Source organism: Hydrogenophaga sp., from assembly GCF_031426985.1.
GTDB lineage: Bacteria > Pseudomonadota > Gammaproteobacteria > Burkholderiales > Burkholderiaceae_C > Hydrogenophaga.
Genome location: NZ_JASJOY010000177.1, coordinates 1 through 18,981, shown reverse-complemented (window position 1 = coordinate 18,981; position 18,981 = coordinate 1). Strand labels below are relative to the sequence as shown.

The following is an 18,981-nucleotide window of genomic DNA, read 5'->3' as shown; positions in this document are numbered from 1 at the left end:
CGAGCGTGGCCACCGATCGGCTCCTTGTCGCGGGGCCGAGATACCGTCATGGGATCTGACGGTATCGCCTTCATTGAAGCCTGTCTGGGTGTATCAGCCGACACCAGCCGAATCGACGGCGATTGGGTAGGATGACCCATACACCGATTCAGGAGCTATGCCCATGAGAATCCTCAGCGAAGCCGCCATGCTGAACCTGGAAGTCGGTATTCCCGCGCTGGCCAGTGGCGCCATCCGCAAGGCCTATGCCCAGGCCCTCACCAGCCACGGTCGGGTGATCGAGGCGGTGAACGGTGAGCTGGTGGAGTTCACGGTCGAGGGACAGCGCCGCGTGCTGAAATCCCTGCCCACGCCGACACGGGTCACCGTGGGGCTCAAGCGCGTTCGCCGCACCACCAGCAACGACAGCGCCCCCATCACCGACTGATGAGCGCGCCCGCCCCACGGCCGCGCATGTTTGCCGGTCCCAACGGCTCAGGCAAAAGCACCATCAAGGAAGTGATCCCTGACGATGGCTTGGGATCTACATCAACCCCGACGAGATTGAAAAAAGCATCCGCCGCGACGGCTTTCTGTCGCTGGCGGATTTTTCTTTGACGACGACCCACGAGATCCTGTTCGGTTTCCTGAAAGCGTCGCGGCTGCTAGCCAAAGCGAATCTGCTGGCTCAGGTGGATCTGCTGGCCTTCCAAGACCAACGCCTGGTGTTTGGTCCGGTGGCGGTGGACTCGTACTGGGCTTCGGTGTTGTCGGATTTCATGCGACACCAATTGCTGGCTGCAGGCCTGTCGTTCACGTTTAAAACGGTGATGCCGTCGCCCGACAAGGTGGACTTCCTGTGCAAAGCCCGGGCGCAGGGTTTTCGCACCTACCTGTACTACGTGGCCACGGAAGACCCGGTGATCAATATCGAGCGAGTGCGTCAGCGCGTGGCCTCAGGCGGACACCCGGTGGCAGAAGACAAGATCGTTTCGCGCTACCACGGCTCGCTGGCGCTGCTGCTGAGCGCGGTGGAATGCGCCGACCGCGCGTACCTGTTTGACAACTCCGGGCACGAGCGGCTGTGGGTGGCAGAAGCCACGGGCGGCCACGAGCTGGAGATGAAGAGTGAATACATGCCAGAGTGGTTCAAAACGGCGCTGTGGAGCCGTTTTGACGGCGTGGAATCCGACGACGCTGGCCCGCAACACACCAGCTGACAGCGCATCGCAGTTGCGTTTGCCGCGGATCGATTTTCCAAATGACGAATCGATCAATTGAATACAGCCACTTGTTTCGAAAAGATTTTTTCGACAAATTTCCAGATGGCGCCAGACCGCATTCCAGAAAATTGCGGCTGCAAAGGCGAACAACGGTCAGGAAAGGATTGCACAAAGCAACTCCTTTTTGTTGCTACTGGTCATGAAGTGTCGAGATTTGGAGCTTGCCACGCGACCGGTGCCCGGCTTGGCAGTTTTGACGGCATCGCCGGCCCCGTCCAATGGCGGTATGGTCCTCTGCTGTGACGGAGTCAAAACTTCCGGTGCCCATCGACCGTCCGCGGCGTCTACGGCAGGTCGAGAGGGCATGAACTGAGCGACTGTTGCCCCAAACCCAGCGACCGCTTTCGGCTGGTTGACCATCCGCCTCAACCCGGCCAGGAACAGCGGTTCACTTGGCGTGATCAAGGTTTGGTGAAGGCTGGGGGGCCGTTACTCGAACCGGATACCCGAGCGTTCACGAGGGCATCAACCAGCCATTCTCAGATCCACGCCCCCGGGTGACTGCTCGGCACGCCGGAAAGCTCCCTCAGGATGAGCACCATGGCGGCCCCTAGCGACGTTGCTGAGAGGATGCCTCGGTCGCAGGCGTGCCCGACTGCGTTGAGAGCAGCACCATCAACCGGTCGGCCAACGGTGAGACGTAGCCATGCGCGCGGGTCACCACGCCCACGTGGCGCCGCAGGTCCAGTTCGCCTTCGCGGATGTCCAGGGCGCGAAAGCCGTCGGTGATGCCCGCCGTGTCGGTGCCGGCCAAGGTCAGCAGCCGGCTGCCGCGGATCAGGTCGAAGGTGAGCGCGCCGCCGAAGTCCACCTCCACCCGCAAGCTGGGCGCGGGCAGCCCCTTGCTGACGAACGCGCTTTCGAGCTGCTGGCGAATGGCGAACTGCGATCCCGGCAGCAGCCACTGCTGGTCAACCAAGGCGTCCAGGCGCAGGTTCCGTTTTTTCTGCAGCGGGTGGTCTTCATCCGCCATGACGGCCAGCCGATCATCGAACAGCCGCTGGACCCGGAAGGTGCCCAGGTCCACCGGGGGCAATGGGACCACCGCCAGGTCGAGCTGGTTGTTGGCGACCATCTCCAGCAGGTCCCTCGCAAAGCGCCGGCTCAGTTGCAGGCGGGCCACCGGTCGCTCGCTCAGCAGCTGGCGGCAGGTCTTCACGATCAGGTCCGAGGCGACCGAGGGTGAGCTGCCGACGCGCAGCAAGCCCAGCTCGCCGCCACGAAGGCCCCGCATCTCTTTCATCGCGTCGTCGAACTCCAGCTGGATGCGCCTGGCCCGCGCGATGAAGACGGCGCCGGCGTGGGTGGTCGCCATGCCGCTGGGGCTGCGTTCGAACAGCGGCAGCCCTGCCGTGGCTTCCACCCGCTGGATCGCCTTGGAAAGCGCCGGCTGGCTGATGCCCAGTGCGTCGGCCGCGCGGCCGATACCGCCGTGCTCCTGAACCGCCAGCACGTAGCCCATGTCCCGTGTGTCCATTGGGATTCCCTTTGGTTATGACTTTATGAAAACCGTTTTATTGTAGGAATGATTGGGCCGTCCTACATTGGCCCTCAGACCCGCACCGGGACAGGCATCGCGGGGCCGGCGAACCAGGCCACCGGCCGCCAGAACCACAGGAGACAAGATGTTCGAACAATTGCAGGATCCGCCGTTCGTGGCGATCCGCCAAGGCATTCAGCGCTTTGTGGACGAAGAGCTGCGGCCCATGGAGCGCGAGCTGGGGCTGGACGCCGAGTCCCCCTTGCCGGTCGAGGTGCTGCGCAAGGTGTGGCGCCGTTCGGCGGCGCTGGGCTACTACGCGGCCTGCCTGCCGCAGGCTCTGGGCGGCAAAGGGCTGGGCATCCTGGAGCAATGCGCGCTCAAGGCCGACCTCGCCGCCAGCGGCTGTGCGCTGGCCCCCCACGTGCTGGGGGATCTGGGCGGGCCGCCGCGGGTGGGCAACATGCTCAAGCACGCCACGCCCGAGCAGCTGGAGCGCTATTTCCTGCCGGTCATCCGCGGCGAACGCTCGACCTGCTTTGCCCTGACCGAACCGCATTCGGGTTCGGATGTGATGAGCATCCGAACCCGCGCCGTGAGCGATGGCGACGACCTGGTCATCACCGGCCACAAGCACTACATCAGCGGCGCCCCGTTCGCGGATTTCGCGATCGTGATGTGCGTGACCGATCCGGAAACCACGCCCCCCGCGATCACCGCGGTGCTGGTGGATCTGGACCTGCCGGGGGTGACCGTGTCGCACGAATACGTGCCGATGTCGGGCCAGCACATCGACGCCGACATCGTCATGGACCAGGTGCGGGTGCCGCGGTCGTGTGTGCTGGGGGGCCTGGGCCGCGGTTTTGCCCTGGGCATGTCGCGCATCAACGTCAACCGCCTGCTGCACTGCCCCAGCATGCTGGGCCTGGCCGACCGCGCCTACCGCATGTCGCTCGACTACGCGGGCCAGCGCCGCCAGTTCGGTGGGCCGATCGCGCGCTTCCAGGCCATCCAGCACATGCTGGCCGACATGGCCGCCGCGCTGTGGGCCTGCGAAAGCATGATCGCCCAGACCGCGATGCTGGCGGACGCCGGTGGCGACCTGCGCATGAAGGCGGCCGCCTGCAAGCTGTTCGTCTCGGAGCGCTGCTTCGAGATCGCCGACAAGGCCGTGCAGATCCACGGCAACGTGGGCGTCACCCGTGGCCACCCGGTGGAACGGACCTTCCGCCTGTTGCGCATGTTCCGGGTCTTCACCGGCACCAGCGAAATCCAGCGCAACACCATCGCCAAGGCCATTCTCGAGCCCGCCTCGCCAGCCGCCTGACGCGTTCTGACGCGCCGTCGGGCCCGCCTCCTTCACCCAACCACACATCACCGCTATGGACATCAGCTTGTACCTGCCGCGCGCGGCACGCTATTGGGCCGACCGGACGGCCATCCAGTTTCAAGGCCGATCCATGAGTTTTCGGGCGCTGGACCGCCGCTCCAGCCAGTTGGCCAATGCCCTGCTGGGCCTGGGCCTGCGACCGGGCGACCGGGTGGCGATCCAGACCCAGAACCGCCCGGCCGTGGTCGAAGTCGAGTCGGCGCTCTACAAGGCCGGCCTGGTGAAGGTGCCGGTCAACGCCCGCCTGTCGCCGGTGGAGGTCGAGCAGATGGTGGCGGACGCCGAGGCCAGCGCCTTCATCGCCAGCCAGGGCCATGTCGAGCAACTGGCCGCCGCGGCCGTGCGCATGGACAGCCTGCGCCACCGCCTCTGCATCGACGGCGCCCTGGAGGGCTGGTCCGACTACGAGGCGTTGCTGCAGGCCGGCGCCGAACGCCTGCCCGACGTGGTCAAGCGCGACGACGACATCGCCGTGCTGCACTACACCTCGGGGTCGACCGGGCGCCTGAAGGCGGCCATGCAGACCTACGGCAATCGGCACGCTTCGCTGCGCAACCTGCTGATCGGGCGCGGCAGCGGCGCACCGGGGCCGGGCGACCGCATGGCCATGGTGGGGCCGATGACGCACGCCACCGGCATGCTGATCCAGCCCTTTCTCTCGCGTGGCGTGACGCTCTGCGTGTTCCCGCGTTTCGATCCCGACGCCTTCCTGGCGGCCATCGAGCGCGATCGCATCACCCACGTCTTCATGGTGCCGACCATGATGAACATGCTGCTGGAGCACCCGGGCCTCAAACGGCACGATCTGTCGAGCCTGCGCTCGATCTCGTACGGCGGCGCGCCCATGGCGGCGCGCCAGATCGAGGCCGCGTGGGCCGCGTTCGGGCCGATCCTGACCCAGGGCTACGGCGCGGCGGAAACCACCGGCGGCGTGACCCACTTCGGCATCGAGGACCACCAGCTGGCGCTCGCCCAGCGGCCCGAACGACTGCTGACCTGCGGCCGTCCGTTCGGCGAGGCCGACGTGCGCGTGGTCAACGAACAGGGCGAGCCGGTGCGGGGCGACGAGATCGGGGAGATCGTGGTGCGCGGCGCCAACGTGTTCGCGGGCTACTGGAAAGCGCCCGAGCTCACGCAGGAATGCCTCATCGACGGCTGGTGGCACTCCGGCGACCTGGCCCGCCTGGACGACGAGGGCTTCATCTACATCGTCGACCGCAAGAAAGACATGATCATTTCGGGCGGTTTCAACGTCTACACCAACGAGGTGGAACAGGCGCTGGCCCGGCACCCCGATGTGGTGGAGGTCTGCGTGTACGGGATCCCCGACGAACGCTGGGGCGAGGCCGTGCGCGCCGCCGTGGTGAGCCGTGCGGGCTCCGCGCTCACCGCCGACGCGCTGATGCAGTTCTGTGCGACCCAGCTGGCCGACTTCAAGAAGCCCCGCAGCTTCGAGTTCCTGACCGAGTTGCCGAAGAACCCGAACGGCAAGATCGCCCGCAAGGTCCTGCGGGATCGCCATTGGTCCGAGGCCGACCGGCGCGTGTAGTTGTGAACCCCTCGCGCACGCATGGTGCGCCCCGCACAAGCGACCGCCATGCAGCAGCAGGCCGCCTATAAATAGATTGGAGACATCATGAAACTGCAGACCCTCATCAGCGCACTGGTCCTGTCGTGCTCGGTGGCCGTGGCCGCCCACGCCGACGACGCGTACCCCAACCACCCCATCCGGGTGGTCGTCCCGTTCCAGCCCGGCAGCTCACCCGATGCCACCATGCGCTTTCTGGGGCAGCAGCTCGCGGAGGTGCTCAAACAACCCATCGTGATCGACAACCGCCCGGGGGCCGGCGGCCTGCTCGGGGGCGATGCGGTGGCCAAGGCGCCGCCGGATGGCTACACCCTGGGCTACCTGTCGAACCAGCATCTGTTGCACCCCTACATGGTGGCCAAGATGCCCTACGACCCGCTCAAGGCTTTCGCCCCTGTGTCCATGTTGGGGCGCAGCGCCCAGGTGTTGCTGGTGCCTTCAAGCAATCCCGCGACGGACCTCAAGTCCTTCATCGCGAACGCCAAGGCGCAGACCGGGACGCTCAAGTTCGGCTCCGGCGGCATCGGCAGTCCGGCGCATCTGGCGGGCCAGGTGTTTGCGCGCCAGGCCGGTCTCAACGTCGTCCACGTGCCCTACAAGGGCGCCCCCGAATCGGTGACGGCCCTCATGGGTGGTCATCTGGACTACGTGATCGCGACCGCGGGCGTGGCCGCTCCGGTGGTCAAGTCGGGCAAGGCCCGCGCGCTGGCCGTGACCTCCGACACCCGCCATGCGGTGTTCCCGCAGGTGCCCACGCTGGCGGAGTCCTTCCCCAAAGGGCTGGTGCTGGAGCCGTGGAGCGTGATCGCGGCGCCGGCGAACACCCCCGGCGCCGTTGTCGACCGGCTCAACAAGGCCTTTGCCCAGGTGCTGCGCGATCCGCGCACGGTGGACTACTACCAGAAGCTGGGCGGTGAAATCCTCGTGCTCACGCCGCAGGAAACCGCCACGTACTACAGCGATGAGGCGCGACGGCTGTCGGAGTGGGTGGGCGACGTCGGCCTGCAGCGCAACTGATGCGGCCCGGTCAACGGTCACCGAGGCTCACATGCCCACCCGCATCCGCAACCACAAGGACTTCTGGGCCGGTCTGATCTTCCTCGCGGTGGGGCTGCTGGCCTTCGGGCTCGGCGCCGACTACGACCGGGGATCGGACGGCAGCATGGGACCTGGCTACTTTCCCGCCGCGCTGTCGGTGCTGCTGGCGCTGATCGGCGTGGCCTCCATGCTCCGTTCCCTGGCCGGCCCCCCGGTCCGCGTGGACGGCTGGGCGCTGCGCAACGGGTGCCTGGTGCTGGCCTCGGTCGTGCTGTTCGCTGCGCTGCTGCGCGGCGCCGGCCTGATCGTCGCCGTGCTCGTGCTGACGCTGGTGTCCGGTTCGGCCCATCGGCGTTTTCACGCGGGGCGGTACCTGTTGCTGGCGCTGGTGATGGCGGGCTTCAGCGTCCTGGTGTTCGTCAAGGGTCTGGGGCTGCCGATTCCGGCGATCGGCCCCTGGCTGGGTTTTTGAGAGGCGTGTCATGGAACTGCTCGCGCACCTGTCCCTGGGCTTTGCCACCGCCTTCAGTCTGGACAACCTGCTCTACTGCTTCGTCGGCGTGTTCCTCGGCACCGCCATCGGCGTTCTGCCCGGGCTGGGGCCGATCACCACGATTGCCATGTTGCTGCCGGCGACGTTCACGCTGCCGCCGGTGACGGCGATGATCATGCTCTCGGGCATCTACTACGGGGCCCAGTACGGTGGCTCGACCACCGCCATCCTGATCAACCTGCCCGGCGAGGCGTCCTCGCTGGTGACGGCGATCGACGGCCATGAAATGGCCCGCCGCGGCCAGGCGGGCAAGGCGCTGGCGGTGGCGGCACTGGGTTCCTTCTTTGCCGGCAGCGTGGCCACCGTGCTGCTGGCGGCCTTTGCGCCGCCGCTGTCGGAACTGGCGCTGACCTTCGGCTCCGCCGAGTACTTCTCGCTCATGGTGCTCGGGCTGGTCGCCTCGGTGGTCATGGCCCGCGGCTCGCTGCTGCGCGCCCTGGGCATGATCGCGCTGGGCCTGCTGCTGGGCATGGTCGGCATCGACGTCAACTCGGGCACGCAGCGCTTCACCTTCGACGTGCCGGCCCTGACCGACGGCCTGAACTTTGTCGTGATCGCCATGGGCCTGTTCGGTCTGGCCGAGATCATCCGCAATCTCGAACACGAGGGCTCGCGCATGCTCGTGACCACCCGGATCGACGGCCTGCTGCCCAAGCGGGAGGATGTCCGCCGCATCGTGGCGCCGGTGCTGCGCGGCACGGTCTTGGGGTCGGTGCTCGGCGTGTTGCCCGGCGGCGGCGCGGCCCTGGCGTCCTTTGTCGCCTACTCCATCGAGAAAAAGGTGTCCCCCCACGCGGCGCAGTTCGGCCACGGGGCCATCGAGGGGGTGGCCGCGCCCGAGTCGGCGAACAACGCGGGCGCGCAAACCTCGTTCATTCCCATGCTCACGCTGGGCATCCCGTCGAACTCCGTCATGGCCCTGATGATCGGCGCCATGATCGTGCAGGGCATTCAGCCCGGGCCGGGGGTCATCAGCGAACAGCCCGAGCTGTTCTGGGGCCTGGTGGCGTCGATGTGGATCGGCAACCTGTTCCTGGTGGTCCTGAACCTGCCGCTGGTGGGCATGTGGGCGCGCCTGGTGTCGGTGCCCTACCACCTGCTGTACCCGGCGATCCTGATGTTCAGCGCCATCGGCGTGTTCAGCCTGGGCAACAGCGAGTTCGACCTCTTCATGATGGCCGGCTTCGGCCTCGTCGGTTACGTTTTCCTCAAGCTCGACATGGAGCCCGCGCCGCTGCTGCTGGCGCTGATCCTCGGCCCCATGATGGAAGAGCACCTGCGCCGCGCCCTGCTGCTGTCGGACAACGACCCGATGGTGTTCGTCCAACGCCCCATCAGCGGCGCCATGCTGGCGCTCGCGCTGGTGGCACTGGTGGTGGTGCTCGTCCCGGCCCTGCAGAAAAAACGCGACGAAGCGTTCGCCGAATAACGGGCGCGGCCACCCGGCGCCTTGCCCTCCACGGAGCTTTCCATGCAACCACTGTCTTTGGCCACCAGCCTGGCCACGAGTCTTCCTGCGCGCCCCGCGACCGAGGCCCGGCAGCGCGAGGTCCTGGCGTCGCTGGATTTCGACGACCGCGCGGACTTCGACGCGGCCCGCCGGGGCTTTGTCGGCACGATCCCGGACGCCCAGATCAAGACCGCGCGCGGCTTCACGGTCTGGGACCTGGCCCCCTACCGGTTTCTGGATGAAGAGACCGCGCCGCCCACCGTGAACCCCAGCCTCTGGCGCATGTCGCGCCTGAACGCCATCCACGGGCTGTTCAAGGTGACCGAACGCATCTACCAGGTGCGCGGCTTCGACATCGCCAACATCACCTTCATCGAGGGCGACACCGGCCTGATCGTCATCGACCCCCTGACCTGCGAAGAGTCGGCCGCCGCGGCGCTCGCCCTGTACCGGCAGCACCGGGGCGACCAGCCGGTGCGCTGCGTCATCTACAGCCACAGCCACGCGGACCACTACGGCGGCGTGCGCGGCGTGATCGGCGACGTCGATGTGCGCGAGGGGCGGGTGCAGGTGATCGCGCCCGAGAAGTTCCTGGAGGAAGCGGTGTCGGAAAACGTCCTGTGCGGCGTGCCCATGGGGCGGCGCTCGCAGTACCAGTTCGGCACCTTTCTGGCCCCCGGGCCGCGCGGCCATGTGGACAGCGGTCTGGGCAAGGCCATGGGGCGCGGCACACAAGGCCTGATCCCGCCCACCCGGGTCATCACCCAGGCGCGGGAGCGCCACGTCATCGACGGGGTGGCGATCGAGTTCCAGCTCACGCCTGGCGCCGAAGCGCCCGCCGAGATGAACTTCCACTTCCCACAGTTGCGGGCGCTGAACCTGGCCGAAAACGCCTGCCACACCCTGCACAACCTCTGCCCCTTGCGGGGCGCCAAGACCCGGGATGCCCTGGCCTGGTCGCGCTACCTGGACGAGGCGCTGACCGCATACGTGCCCCAGGTGGACGTGGTGTTTGCGCAGCACCACTGGCCGCTCTGGGGGCAGGAGACCATCCACCGCTTTGTGGCCGAGCAGCGTGACCTCTACCGCTTCCTGCACGACCAGACCCTGCGGCTGATGTCGCACGGCCTCACCGCCACCGAGATCGCCGAACAGATGCTGCTGCCCCGCGGCCTGGCCTCGCGCTGGCACGCGCGGGGCTACTACGGCGCCATCGTCCACAACGTGCAGGCCATCTACGCCCACTACATGGGGCCCTACGACGGCAACCCCTTCAACCTGCACCGCCTGCCACCGGCCGAAGGCGGGCAACGTTACGTGGAAAGCATGGGCGGCATCGACGCCGTTGTGGAACGTGCACGGCAAGCGGTCGAGAGCGGGGATTTCCGCTGGGCCGTGCAGTTGATGGGGCACGCTGTGTTCGCGCACCCCGAGCGGGCGGATGTGCGATCGCTCGCGGCCGAGGCGATGGAGCAACTCGGCTACCAGGCGGAGTCGGCCACCTGGCGCAACGCCTACCTGCTGGGCGCGAGCGAGTTGCGCCAAGGCGTGCTGCCCATCGCCGGCAAGGCCAACCGGATCGCGCCCGACGTCATCGCCTGCCTGCCGGTCGAGAGTTTCCTGGACTACCTGGCCATCCGCGTGCGCGGCGCGGACGCGGCCGCGCTGAGCCTGCGCATCGACTGGTTCGTGGCCGACGAGGCCGCCAGCCACCGCCTGACCCTGTCCAACGGGGCGCTGAGCCACGGGCCTGGCCGCCACGGCGAGGCCGCGGATCTGGTGGTGCGCGCCACGCGGAGCGCACTGGCCCAGGTGCTGCGCGCCGACAGTGCCGCGGCCCCGCTGCTCACCACCCATGGGGTGGACGTGCAGGGCGACGAGGCGCTCTGGCAGCGCTTTCTCGCCTGTCTGGACACCTTCGAACCCGGCTTTTCGATCGTGACGCCCTGAAACCGTCCTGGGCGGATGCGGGCGATCATGCGCAGCGGGTCGATTGGTGCTTCAGACGGCGGCGGGACCGGACAGGCAAAGCCACCGAGAAACGACCGCCCTTCCCTGCCCGCCTGATGCCGCTGACCGGTGGAAGCAGTGAGCCGCGTCCGCGATGTGCAGTCACGTCATCAACGGTTAACTTCAAGCCATTGATCTATATAGACTTTTTTGGATCCCGTCATTCCCACTCAATTGTCAACAGCCGGTCGCGGCACAGAGGAAAAAGCGCCCTGTTTGCAGGGTGCGAACGGGCCCGATACCGACAGATTTACCGTCACCGTACGAGAGCCCGTCCCAGGGCTCTTTGCTTTCAATCTTGGTCATTGATGGTTTGCGGCAGCGATTGGAATGCGAAAGTGGCATGTTTGTAACGCAATGACGGTATCAGGAGCTCGCTCCCGAAGGCGATGACGGTATGCAAGAGTGACTTGACGGTATCACGATCTCTCTTGCCGTTTATTTGACTTTGTACGCCTGTTGTACTAACATAAAATGAACAATCCTTCCGAGGCCCTCACATGTCTACCGTTGCCTCCACGTCCAACAGCCGTTCGGCCAGACTCGGCTTTCGCGCCACACCTGAGCAAGAGGCGGTGATCCGTCGCGCTGCCGAGGTGGCCCACAAGTCGTTGACCGATTTCATCCTCCAGAGCGCATATTCGGTCGCAGAACAGACGTTGCTCGATCAACGCCTGTTCGTCGCCTCGGGCTCGAAGTGCCAGGAGCTGCTGGAGCTGCTGGACCGTCCTGCACAGCCCAATGATGGTCTGCGCGACCTGTTCTCTCGTAAAGACCCCTGGGAAACCCGTTGATGCCGAGGGCGCCCGTCCCGCTCAACACATCGCACCGGCTCGACGGTTTCGACTGTGGCAAGCCGGCGCTCAACGACTGGTTGGTGAAGCACGCGCTCCAGGCCGGCAGCAGCGGCTCAGCCCGGACGTTCGTCGCAGTGGATGGCGCTGACCACCGGGTAGTCGGGTATTTCAGCCTCACGGTGGGCCAAGTTGACACCACCGACGCGCCCGACCGCATACGCAAAGGAATGGGACAGTTCCCGATTCCGGTGATCGTCCTGGCCAGGCTGGCTGTGTCCACTCAGGATCAAGGCAAAGGCATCGGCGTCGGAATGCTCAAAGAGGCCATTCGCCTCGCCTTGTTGATCGCAGAGCACGCCGGTATCCGCGCCTTGTTGACCCACCCGATCGACGAAGACGCCGCACGCTTCTACTTCCGGTTTGGCTTCATCAGGTCGCCGCTGCGTGACGATCAGTTGCTGCTCCTCTTGAAAGATGCTCGCGCTCAGATTCGATGAGTTTTCAGATACGACAACAACGCGGCAGCCCGGTGCCGCCACGACCAGACCACACCCAGCTTTCTGACGCTCGCTACCAGAGCTTGCTGGCCCAGGCCAGCGCGTTCTTCTCAGTGGCTGAAACTGACAAGGACGCTCAGCGCCTTCAGGTGATTGAGGACATCCTGGCGACCATGCGCGCCCACGGCATCACCGTCGAAGACCTGGCCTGAGTTTTGAATCGGCCTGGCGGTTGCGCGCGATAGAGGGCATGAGCGTGAACCAGCGACCCAACGGCACTCCCCTGGCCCGGCAACGCTGGGACACGATCCCAGAAGACCTCAGACAACGCTTGCTGGTCAGCATCTGGTGCACATGATGCGGCGAGGATGTCAGTCCATTTTGGAGGGGTACAGCTTCAAGGTGCTGCTTCGACTGAACCGGCTTCACACAACAGCCTCGGCGCTGCGAGGTATCCATCGACAAGAAAATGAAGGCGTCGATTTGGGAGGCACCAGGCAACTGCGCAAGGGACGTGGAAGCATCCATGCGAGCGCCCCGCTTCAGCCTGCAAGCGCCAGCAAGTAGTCGATCAGCGCGCGCGCCGAACGCGTCTGGTGCCGGTTCGGCATGTAGAGCATGAAGATCTGGTTGCCGAAGATGCTCAGTCGCAGATCGTCCAGCGCGGTCACGATGGCGCCACTGTCGACCGCGTCCTGCACCACGTAGTCGGGCACCAACCCCACGCCCAGCCCGGCCAGGACGGCCTCGCGCAGGAACGGAAAATGCTCCGAGATCAGGGTGGGTTCCAGCGTCACCTCTTCGCGCTGTTCGCCCCGGTAGGCGGCCAGGCGCAGTTCGCGCCCCACCACGCCCGAGGTGATCAGCGGCGTCTGGCGCAGCTGGGCCAGGTTCTGCGGCAGGCCGTGTGCGGCCGCGTAGCCGGCCGAAGCGCAGCAGAGGTAACGCACCCGCCCCATGTCGCGCGCCACGAGCGTTGCGGGCGGCGCGGCCATGATGCGCACCGCCACGTCCACCTCGTCACGCATCAGGTCGTCCACCCGGTTCTCGAACAGCACGTCCAGCACCACACCCGGGTATTCGCGCTTGAAGGCGATCAGCCAGGGCGCCATGACCATCTGCCCGTAGCCGCTGGGCACGCTCAGCCGCACCCGGCCCTGCAGGCCCTGGCCCAGTGACGCCAGCGTTTCTTGCGCCGCCTGCAGTTCGTTGCGCACCGCCAGGCCGTGCTGGTAGAGGCGCAGTCCCAGCTCGGTGGCTTCCACATGGCGCGTGGTGCGGCGAAACAGCTGCGCGCCCACCGCGCGCTCCAACTGCGCGAGCCGGTAGCTGACGTTGGCGCGCGTCATCTTCAGGCGCCGCGCTGCCTGGCTGAGGTTGCCGGCGTCGTGGATTTCCACCAGCAAGGCAAGGTCGTTGGGGTCCATGATTGACAAGCTTGGTTTGACAGTGTGTCAACACAAAACCCTATTGTCCAATACAAACCCGCCATTGATAATCTGCACTGCAGAACGTTGAACCATTTTCAACGAAGGAGACACGGCATGGATCTGAACTTCACCCCCGAGGAAGAGGCCTTTCGCACCGAGGTGCGCGGCTTCCTCCAGCAACACCTGCCCGAGCGGCTGTCGTCCCAGGTGCGCAACGGCCAGCACTTGAGCAAGGCCGACATGGAGCAATGGCACGGCATCCTCAACCAGCGCGGCTGGCTGGCCAACCACTGGCCCGAGCAGTACGGTGGTCCGGGCTGGACGGCGGTGCAAAAATTCATCTTCGAGCTCGAATGCGCGCTGGCCCACACGCCCCGCATCGTGCCTTTTGGTGTCGGCATGCTGGGCCCGGTGCTGATCAAGTACGGCAACGAGGCGCAGAAGCGCCATTGGCTGCCGCGCATCCTGAGCGGCGAAGACTGGTGGTGCCAGGGCTATTCGGAGCCGGGCGCGGGCTCCGACCTGGCGGGAGTGAAGACCACCGCCGTGCGCGAGGGCGACCACTACATCGTCAACGGGCAGAAGACCTGGACCACGCTGGGCCAGCACGCCAACATGATCTTCTGTCTGGTGCGCACCAACCGCGAAGCCAAGAAGCAAGAGGGCATCAGCTTCCTGCTGGTGGACATGAACAGCCCCGGCGTCGAGGTGCGGCCCATCATCACGCTGGACGGCGAGCACGAAGTCAACGAGGTGTTCTTCACCGACGTGAAGGTGCCGATCGAGAACCTGGTTGGCGAAGAAAACAAGGGCTGGACCTGCGCCAAGTACCTGCTGACCTACGAGCGCACCAACATTGCCGGCGTGGGTTTTTCGGTGGCGGGGCTGGAGAAGCTCAAGGCGGTGGCGTCTCGCGTGTTGCACAAGGGCATGCCGCTGCTGCAGGACCCGATGTTCGCCGCCCGGCTGGCCAAGGTGGAGATCGACCTGGAGAACATGAAGACCACCAACCTGCGCGTGATCGCCGCCGTGGCCGGCGGCGGTGTGCCGGGGGCGGAAAGCTCCATGCTCAAGATCCGCGGCACCGAGATCCGCCAGGAACTGCTCGCGCTGATGCGCCGCGCAATGGGGCCCTACGCCCTGCCCTTCTTTGAAGAAGCCCTGCACGCGGGCTACGACGGGCCCTGGTCGGGTCCCGACGAAGCCAGGGCCGCCGCGGCCCAGTACTTCAACTACCGCAAGCTGTCGATCTTCGGCGGCTCCAACGAAATCCAGAAAAACATCATCTCCAAGATGATCCTCGGACTGTGAGGCGCGACCATGAACTTTGAACACACCGAAGACCGGCGCATGCTCGCCGACACGCTGGACCGCTTCCTGTCCGAGCAGTACCCCATCGAAGCGCGCCACGCCGCTGCGGCATCGGCCACCGGCTACAGCGCCGAGGTCTGGAACGGCCTGGCCGGGCTGGGCGCCATCGGCGCGCTGTTTCCTGAAGTCGTGGGTGGCTTCGGCGGCGAGGGCTTTGATGTCGCCGTTGTGTTCGAGAGCCTGGGCAAGGGCCTGGTGATCGAACCCTTTCTGGGCGCGCTGGTGGTGGGCCGCGCGATCGTGGCCGCCGGCACCGACGCCCAGAAGGCCCGGCTCGGCGGCATCCTGGACGGCAGCACGGTGGCGACCCTGGCGCACGACGAGGCCGGGGGCCACTACGAACTGGCGCACGTGGGCCTGCAGGCCACCCGGACCGCCGATGGCTACCGGCTCGATGGCCGCAAGGGCGTGGTGTTGCACGGCGACACCGCGGGCTTGTTGCTGGTCAGCGCCCGCAGCAGCGGCGCGGTGGACGACGAGGCCGGCATCTCCCTGTTCCTGGTGCCGGCCGACACGGCGGGCATCGCCCACCAGGGCTACGGCCGGGTTGACGGCGGCCGCGTGGCCGAGCTGGTGTTCAACCAGGTGCAGCTGCCCGCCACCGCCCGGCTGGGCGCCGAAGGTCAGGGTCTGGCCGTGCTGGAGCAGGCTGTGGGCTGGGGCCTGCTGGCGCTGTCCGCCGAAGCTGTGGGCGCGATGGACGTGACCCGGCAGCACACGCTGGACTACCTGCGCACACGCAAGCAGTTCGGCGTGCCCATCGGCAGCTTCCAGGCGCTGCAGCACCGCATGGCCGACGTGCTGCTGGAGATCGAGCAGGCCCGCTCTGCGGTGATCAACGCCGCAGCCGCCATGGGCGCCGATCGCGTCACGCGCGAACGCGCGCTGTCGGCCGCCAAGTACAGCATCGGCCGCATCGGCACCCTGGTGGCCGAAGAAAGCATCCAGCTGCACGGCGGCATCGGCATGACCTGGGAACTGCCCATGGCGCACTACGCCAAGCGCCTGGTGATGATCGACCACCAGCTCGGGGACGAAGACCACCACCTGGCGCGCTACATTGCGCTGGGTAGCCACTGACCGCGTGCCTCCATGCCCCGCCCCATCACCGACGAAACGCCCTTCCTCACCATCGCTGCGCTGGTGCGCGAACACGCGCAAGAACGACCCGGTGACGCCGCCCTGCGCGACGACGTGCAGACCCTGAACTGGCGCGAGCTCGACGCGCTGATGGACCGGGTGGCCGCGGCGCTGCAGCGCGACGGCGTGCGGCCGGGTGACGCCATTGGCATCTGCGCTGCCAGTTCGGTGCGTTATGCCGCGCTCTACCTGGGCGCGCTGCGCGCGGGCGTGGTGGTGGCGCCGCTGGCGCCGTCGGTCACACGCGAGAGCCTGGCGCAAATGCTCGACGACGCACAGGCGCAGCGCGTGTTTGCCGACACCGCCGCGCGCGAACTGTTGCCCGGTCAGGCTTCGGCGGTGTGGCTCGACGGCAGCGCGGCGCCAGGCTTCGACGACTGGCTGGCGCCCCCCGGCTATACGCCGCAGGCGGTGGACCTGCCAACCGAAGCGCCGTTCAACATCATCTATTCGTCGGGCACAACGGGCACGCCCAAAGGCATCGTGCAGTCGCACGGCATGCGCTGGCAACACGTGTGCCGCGGCGCACGCTACGGCTACAGCGCGCAGACGCAGACCTTGCTGTCCACGCCGCTGTACTCCAATACCACGCTGGTGGTGTTCTTCCCCACGCTGGCGTTTGGCGGCTGCGTGCACCTGATGCCGAAGTTCGACGCCACGCGCTACCTGGCCCTGGCCGAAGAACGGCGCATCACCCACACCATGCTGGTTCCGGTGCAGTACCAGCGCCTCATGGCCGTGCCGGACTTCGGACGCTTCGACCTGCGCGCCTTCCAGATGAAGTTCTGCACCAGCGCGCCGTTCCGTGCCGACCTCAAGGCCGACGTGCTGGCGCGCTGGCCCGGCGGCCTGGTCGAGTTCTACGGCATGACCGAAGGCGGCGGCACCTGCATCCTCAACGCGCACGAACACCCGGACAAACTGCACACCGTGGGCCAGCCCGCACCGGGCCACGACATCCGCCTGATCGACGAAGACGGGCGCGAACTGCCGCCAGGCAGCACCGGCGAGGTGGTCGGCCGTTCGGGCGCGATGATGGCCGGCTACCACCACCAGCCTGAGAAGACGCGCGAAGTCGAGTGGTTCGACGCCAGCGGCCAGCGCTTCATCCGCACCGGCGACGTCGGCCGCTTCGACGAAGACGGTTTCCTGGTGCTGATGGACCGCCGCAAGGACATGATCATCAGCGGCGGCTTCAACCTCTACCCGAGCGATCTCGAAGCCTTGCTGCGCCAGCACCCGGCCGTGGACGACGCAGCCGTGGTCGGCGTGGCGTCCGAACAGTGGGGCGAGACGCCGGTGGCCTTTGTGGTGCGCCGCGCTGGCGATGCAACCGACGAAGCCGCACTGATCGCTTGGCACAACGAGCGCTCGGGCAAGACCCAGCGCCTGGCCGCGTTGCAGTTCATCGACGAACTGCCGCGCAGCGCCATCGGCAAGGTGCTCAAGCGTGAACTGCGCGAGCGCCTCAAAACACCCGTGCGCTGAAGCCGTTCGGCGCCGATTTCCTCACTTCCCACAGGAGCCCTCATGAAAATCCTCGTCCCCGTCAAACGCGTGGTGGACTACAACGTCAAGGTGCGCGTCAAGAGCGACGGCACCGGTGTGGACATCGCCAACGTCAAGATGAGCATGAACCCGTTTGACGAGATCGCGGTGGAAGAAGCCGTGCGCCTGAAAGAAAAGGGCGTGGTCACCGAAGTCATCGCCGTCTCCTGCGGCGTGGCGCAATGTCAGGAAACCCTGCGCACGGCCATGGCCATCGGTGCCGACCGCGCCATTCTGGTCGAGACCGATGTCGAACTGCAGCCCCTGGCCGTGGCCAAGCTGCTGAAGGCCCTGGTGGACAAGGAACAACCCGGCCTGGTGATCCTGGGCAAGCAGGCGATCGACGACGACGCCAACCAGACCGGCCAGATGCTCGCCGCGCTGGCCGACCTGCCGCAAGCCACGTTTGCCTCCAAGGTGGAAGTCGCCGACGGCAAGGCCAAGGTCACCCGTGAAGTCGACGGCGGTCTGGAGACGCTGGAAGTCACGCTGCCCGCGGTGGTCACCACCGACCTGCGCCTGAACGAGCCGCGTTACGTGACGCTGCCCAACATCATGAAGGCCAAGAAGAAGCCGCTGGAGACCGTCAAGCCCGAGGACCTGGGCGTGGACGTGGCCCCGCGCCTGAAGACCCTGAAGGTGGCCGAACCCCCCAAGCGCGGCGCCGGCATCAAGGTGCCCGATGTGGCCACCCTGGTCGACAAGCTGAAGAACGAAGCCAAGGTCATCTGAAGACCGCTGAACCCAACGATCCAGAGGAATACCGAACATGACAGCACTCGTCATTGCCGAACACGACAACGCCTCCATCAAGGGCGCAACCCTCAACACCGTGACCGCCGCCGCAGCCTGCGGCGGTGACGTCCACGTTCTCGTGGCCGGTCACAGCGCCGGTGCCGCCGCCGCTGCCGCCGCTCAGATCGCCGGCGTCAGCAAGGTGATCCACGCCGACGCCGAAGGCTTCGCCCACGGCCTGGCCGAAAACGTCGCCGCCCAGGTACTGGCCATCGCGTCCAGCTACAGCCACATCCTGTTCCCCGCCACGGCGGCGGGCAAGAACGTGGCCCCGCGCGTGGCCGCCAAGCTGGACGTCGCGCAGATCAGCGAAATCAGCAAGGTCATCAGCGCCGACACCTTCGAGCGTCCCATCTACGCCGGCAACGCGATCGCCACCGTGCAGAGCAGCGACGCCACCAAGGTCATCACCGTGCGCGCCACCGGCTTTGACGCCGCGGGCCAGGGTGGATCGGCCGCCGTGGAAACCGTGGCCGCCTCCGCGGGCAATGGCAAGAGCGCCTACGTCGGCAGCGAGATCGCCAAGAACGACCGCCCCGAGCTGACCGCCGCCAAGATCATCGTCTCCGGTGGTCGCGCGCTGGGCAGCAGCGAGAAGTTCAACGAAGTCATGACCCCGCTGGCCGACAAGC

At 66.5% G+C, this 18,981-nt stretch carries 18 protein-coding genes; 16 read left to right on the top strand and 2 right to left on the bottom strand.

Annotation, left to right across the window (positions count from 1 at the left end; all coding sequences use genetic code 11):
* Positions 1–163: 163 nt before the first annotated feature.
* Together RMP09_RS18845 and RMP09_RS18840 are read left to right on the top strand one after the other, a co-directional pair.
* On the top strand, positions 164–427 hold the full coding sequence (locus RMP09_RS18845; protein WP_310567513.1) for a hypothetical protein: 264 nt from the start codon (positions 164–166) through the stop codon (positions 425–427).
* 166 nt (positions 428–593) lie between these two features.
* A complete protein-coding gene (locus tag RMP09_RS18840; RefSeq protein WP_310567512.1) occupies positions 594–1,199 on the top strand; it encodes a hypothetical protein in 606 nt (201 codons plus the stop codon).
* A 613-nt stretch (positions 1,200–1,812) separates the two neighbouring features.
* Here the strand turns inward: RMP09_RS18840 and RMP09_RS18835 are convergent.
* Positions 1,813–2,739 carry a LysR family transcriptional regulator gene (locus tag RMP09_RS18835; protein ID WP_310567511.1) on the bottom strand — a complete coding sequence of 309 codons (927 nt, stop codon included), beginning with the start codon at positions 2,737–2,739 and terminating at the stop codon, positions 1,813–1,815.
* Positions 2,740–2,887: 148 nt separating this feature from the next.
* On the opposite strand from RMP09_RS18835, the gene RMP09_RS18830 reads away from it, so the two are divergent.
* From RMP09_RS18830 to RMP09_RS18790, 9 genes are all read left to right on the top strand, one after another.
* Positions 2,888–4,069, top strand: a complete 1,182-nt coding sequence (locus RMP09_RS18830; RefSeq protein ID WP_310567510.1) for an acyl-CoA dehydrogenase family protein — start codon at positions 2,888–2,890, stop codon at positions 4,067–4,069.
* 55 nt (positions 4,070–4,124) lie between these two features.
* Positions 4,125–5,681 (top strand): AMP-binding protein, encoded by a 1,557-nt coding sequence (locus RMP09_RS18825; RefSeq protein WP_310567509.1) that lies wholly within the window; start codon positions 4,125–4,127, stop codon positions 5,679–5,681.
* An 87-nt stretch (positions 5,682–5,768) separates the two neighbouring features.
* Positions 5,769–6,737 carry a tripartite tricarboxylate transporter substrate binding protein gene (locus RMP09_RS18820; protein ID WP_310567508.1) on the top strand — a complete coding sequence of 323 codons (969 nt, stop codon included), beginning with the start codon at positions 5,769–5,771 and terminating at the stop codon, positions 6,735–6,737.
* 31 nt (positions 6,738–6,768) lie between these two features.
* The gene (locus tag RMP09_RS18815) at positions 6,769–7,230 is read left to right on the top strand and encodes a tripartite tricarboxylate transporter TctB family protein (RefSeq protein WP_310567507.1); all 462 of its coding nucleotides are present in this window, start codon (positions 6,769–6,771) and stop codon (positions 7,228–7,230) included.
* 10 nt (positions 7,231–7,240) lie between these two features.
* Positions 7,241–8,740, top strand: a complete 1,500-nt coding sequence (locus tag RMP09_RS18810) for a tripartite tricarboxylate transporter permease (RefSeq protein ID WP_310567506.1) — start codon at positions 7,241–7,243, stop codon at positions 8,738–8,740.
* A gap of 42 nt (positions 8,741–8,782) precedes the next feature.
* A complete protein-coding gene (locus tag RMP09_RS18805) occupies positions 8,783–10,711 on the top strand; it encodes an alkyl/aryl-sulfatase (protein ID WP_310567505.1) in 1,929 nt (642 codons plus the stop codon).
* Positions 10,712–11,271: 560 nt separating this feature from the next.
* Positions 11,272–11,565, top strand: coding sequence for a DUF1778 domain-containing protein (locus RMP09_RS18800; RefSeq protein WP_310567504.1), 294 nt, complete (start codon positions 11,272–11,274; stop codon positions 11,563–11,565).
* On the top strand, positions 11,565–12,065 hold the full coding sequence (locus RMP09_RS18795) for a GNAT family N-acetyltransferase (RefSeq protein ID WP_310567503.1): 501 nt from the start codon (positions 11,565–11,567) through the stop codon (positions 12,063–12,065). Before RMP09_RS18800 ends, RMP09_RS18795 begins: the two co-directional genes overlap by 1 nt.
* Before the next feature lie 83 nt (positions 12,066–12,148).
* Positions 12,149–12,277 (top strand): hypothetical protein, encoded by a 129-nt coding sequence (locus tag RMP09_RS18790; protein ID WP_310567502.1) that lies wholly within the window; start codon positions 12,149–12,151, stop codon positions 12,275–12,277.
* A gap of 330 nt (positions 12,278–12,607) precedes the next feature.
* Here RMP09_RS18790 and RMP09_RS18785 read toward each other — a convergent pair whose 3' ends face one another.
* The gene (locus tag RMP09_RS18785; protein WP_310567501.1) at positions 12,608–13,492 is read right to left on the bottom strand and encodes a LysR family transcriptional regulator; all 885 of its coding nucleotides are present in this window, start codon (positions 13,490–13,492) and stop codon (positions 12,608–12,610) included.
* A 117-nt stretch (positions 13,493–13,609) separates the two neighbouring features.
* On the opposite strand from RMP09_RS18785, the gene RMP09_RS18780 reads away from it, so the two are divergent.
* The 5 genes from RMP09_RS18780 to RMP09_RS18760 form a co-directional block, all read left to right on the top strand.
* Entirely contained in the window at positions 13,610–14,806 is a 1,197-nt protein-coding gene (locus RMP09_RS18780; RefSeq protein ID WP_310567500.1) for an acyl-CoA dehydrogenase family protein, read from the top strand.
* A 9-nt stretch (positions 14,807–14,815) separates the two neighbouring features.
* The gene (locus RMP09_RS18775; protein ID WP_310567499.1) at positions 14,816–15,946 is read left to right on the top strand and encodes an acyl-CoA dehydrogenase family protein; all 1,131 of its coding nucleotides are present in this window, start codon (positions 14,816–14,818) and stop codon (positions 15,944–15,946) included.
* 12 nt (positions 15,947–15,958) lie between these two features.
* Positions 15,959–17,494: a class I adenylate-forming enzyme family protein gene (locus tag RMP09_RS18770; protein ID WP_310567498.1), complete on the top strand. Its 1,536-nt coding sequence runs from the start codon at positions 15,959–15,961 to the stop codon at positions 17,492–17,494.
* 42 nt (positions 17,495–17,536) lie between these two features.
* The gene (locus RMP09_RS18765; RefSeq protein ID WP_310567497.1) at positions 17,537–18,286 is read left to right on the top strand and encodes an electron transfer flavoprotein subunit beta/FixA family protein; all 750 of its coding nucleotides are present in this window, start codon (positions 17,537–17,539) and stop codon (positions 18,284–18,286) included.
* 37 nt (positions 18,287–18,323) lie between these two features.
* The coding region (locus tag RMP09_RS18760) for an electron transfer flavoprotein subunit alpha/FixB family protein (RefSeq protein ID WP_310567496.1) at positions 18,324–18,981 on the top strand (658 nt) is incomplete at its 3' end.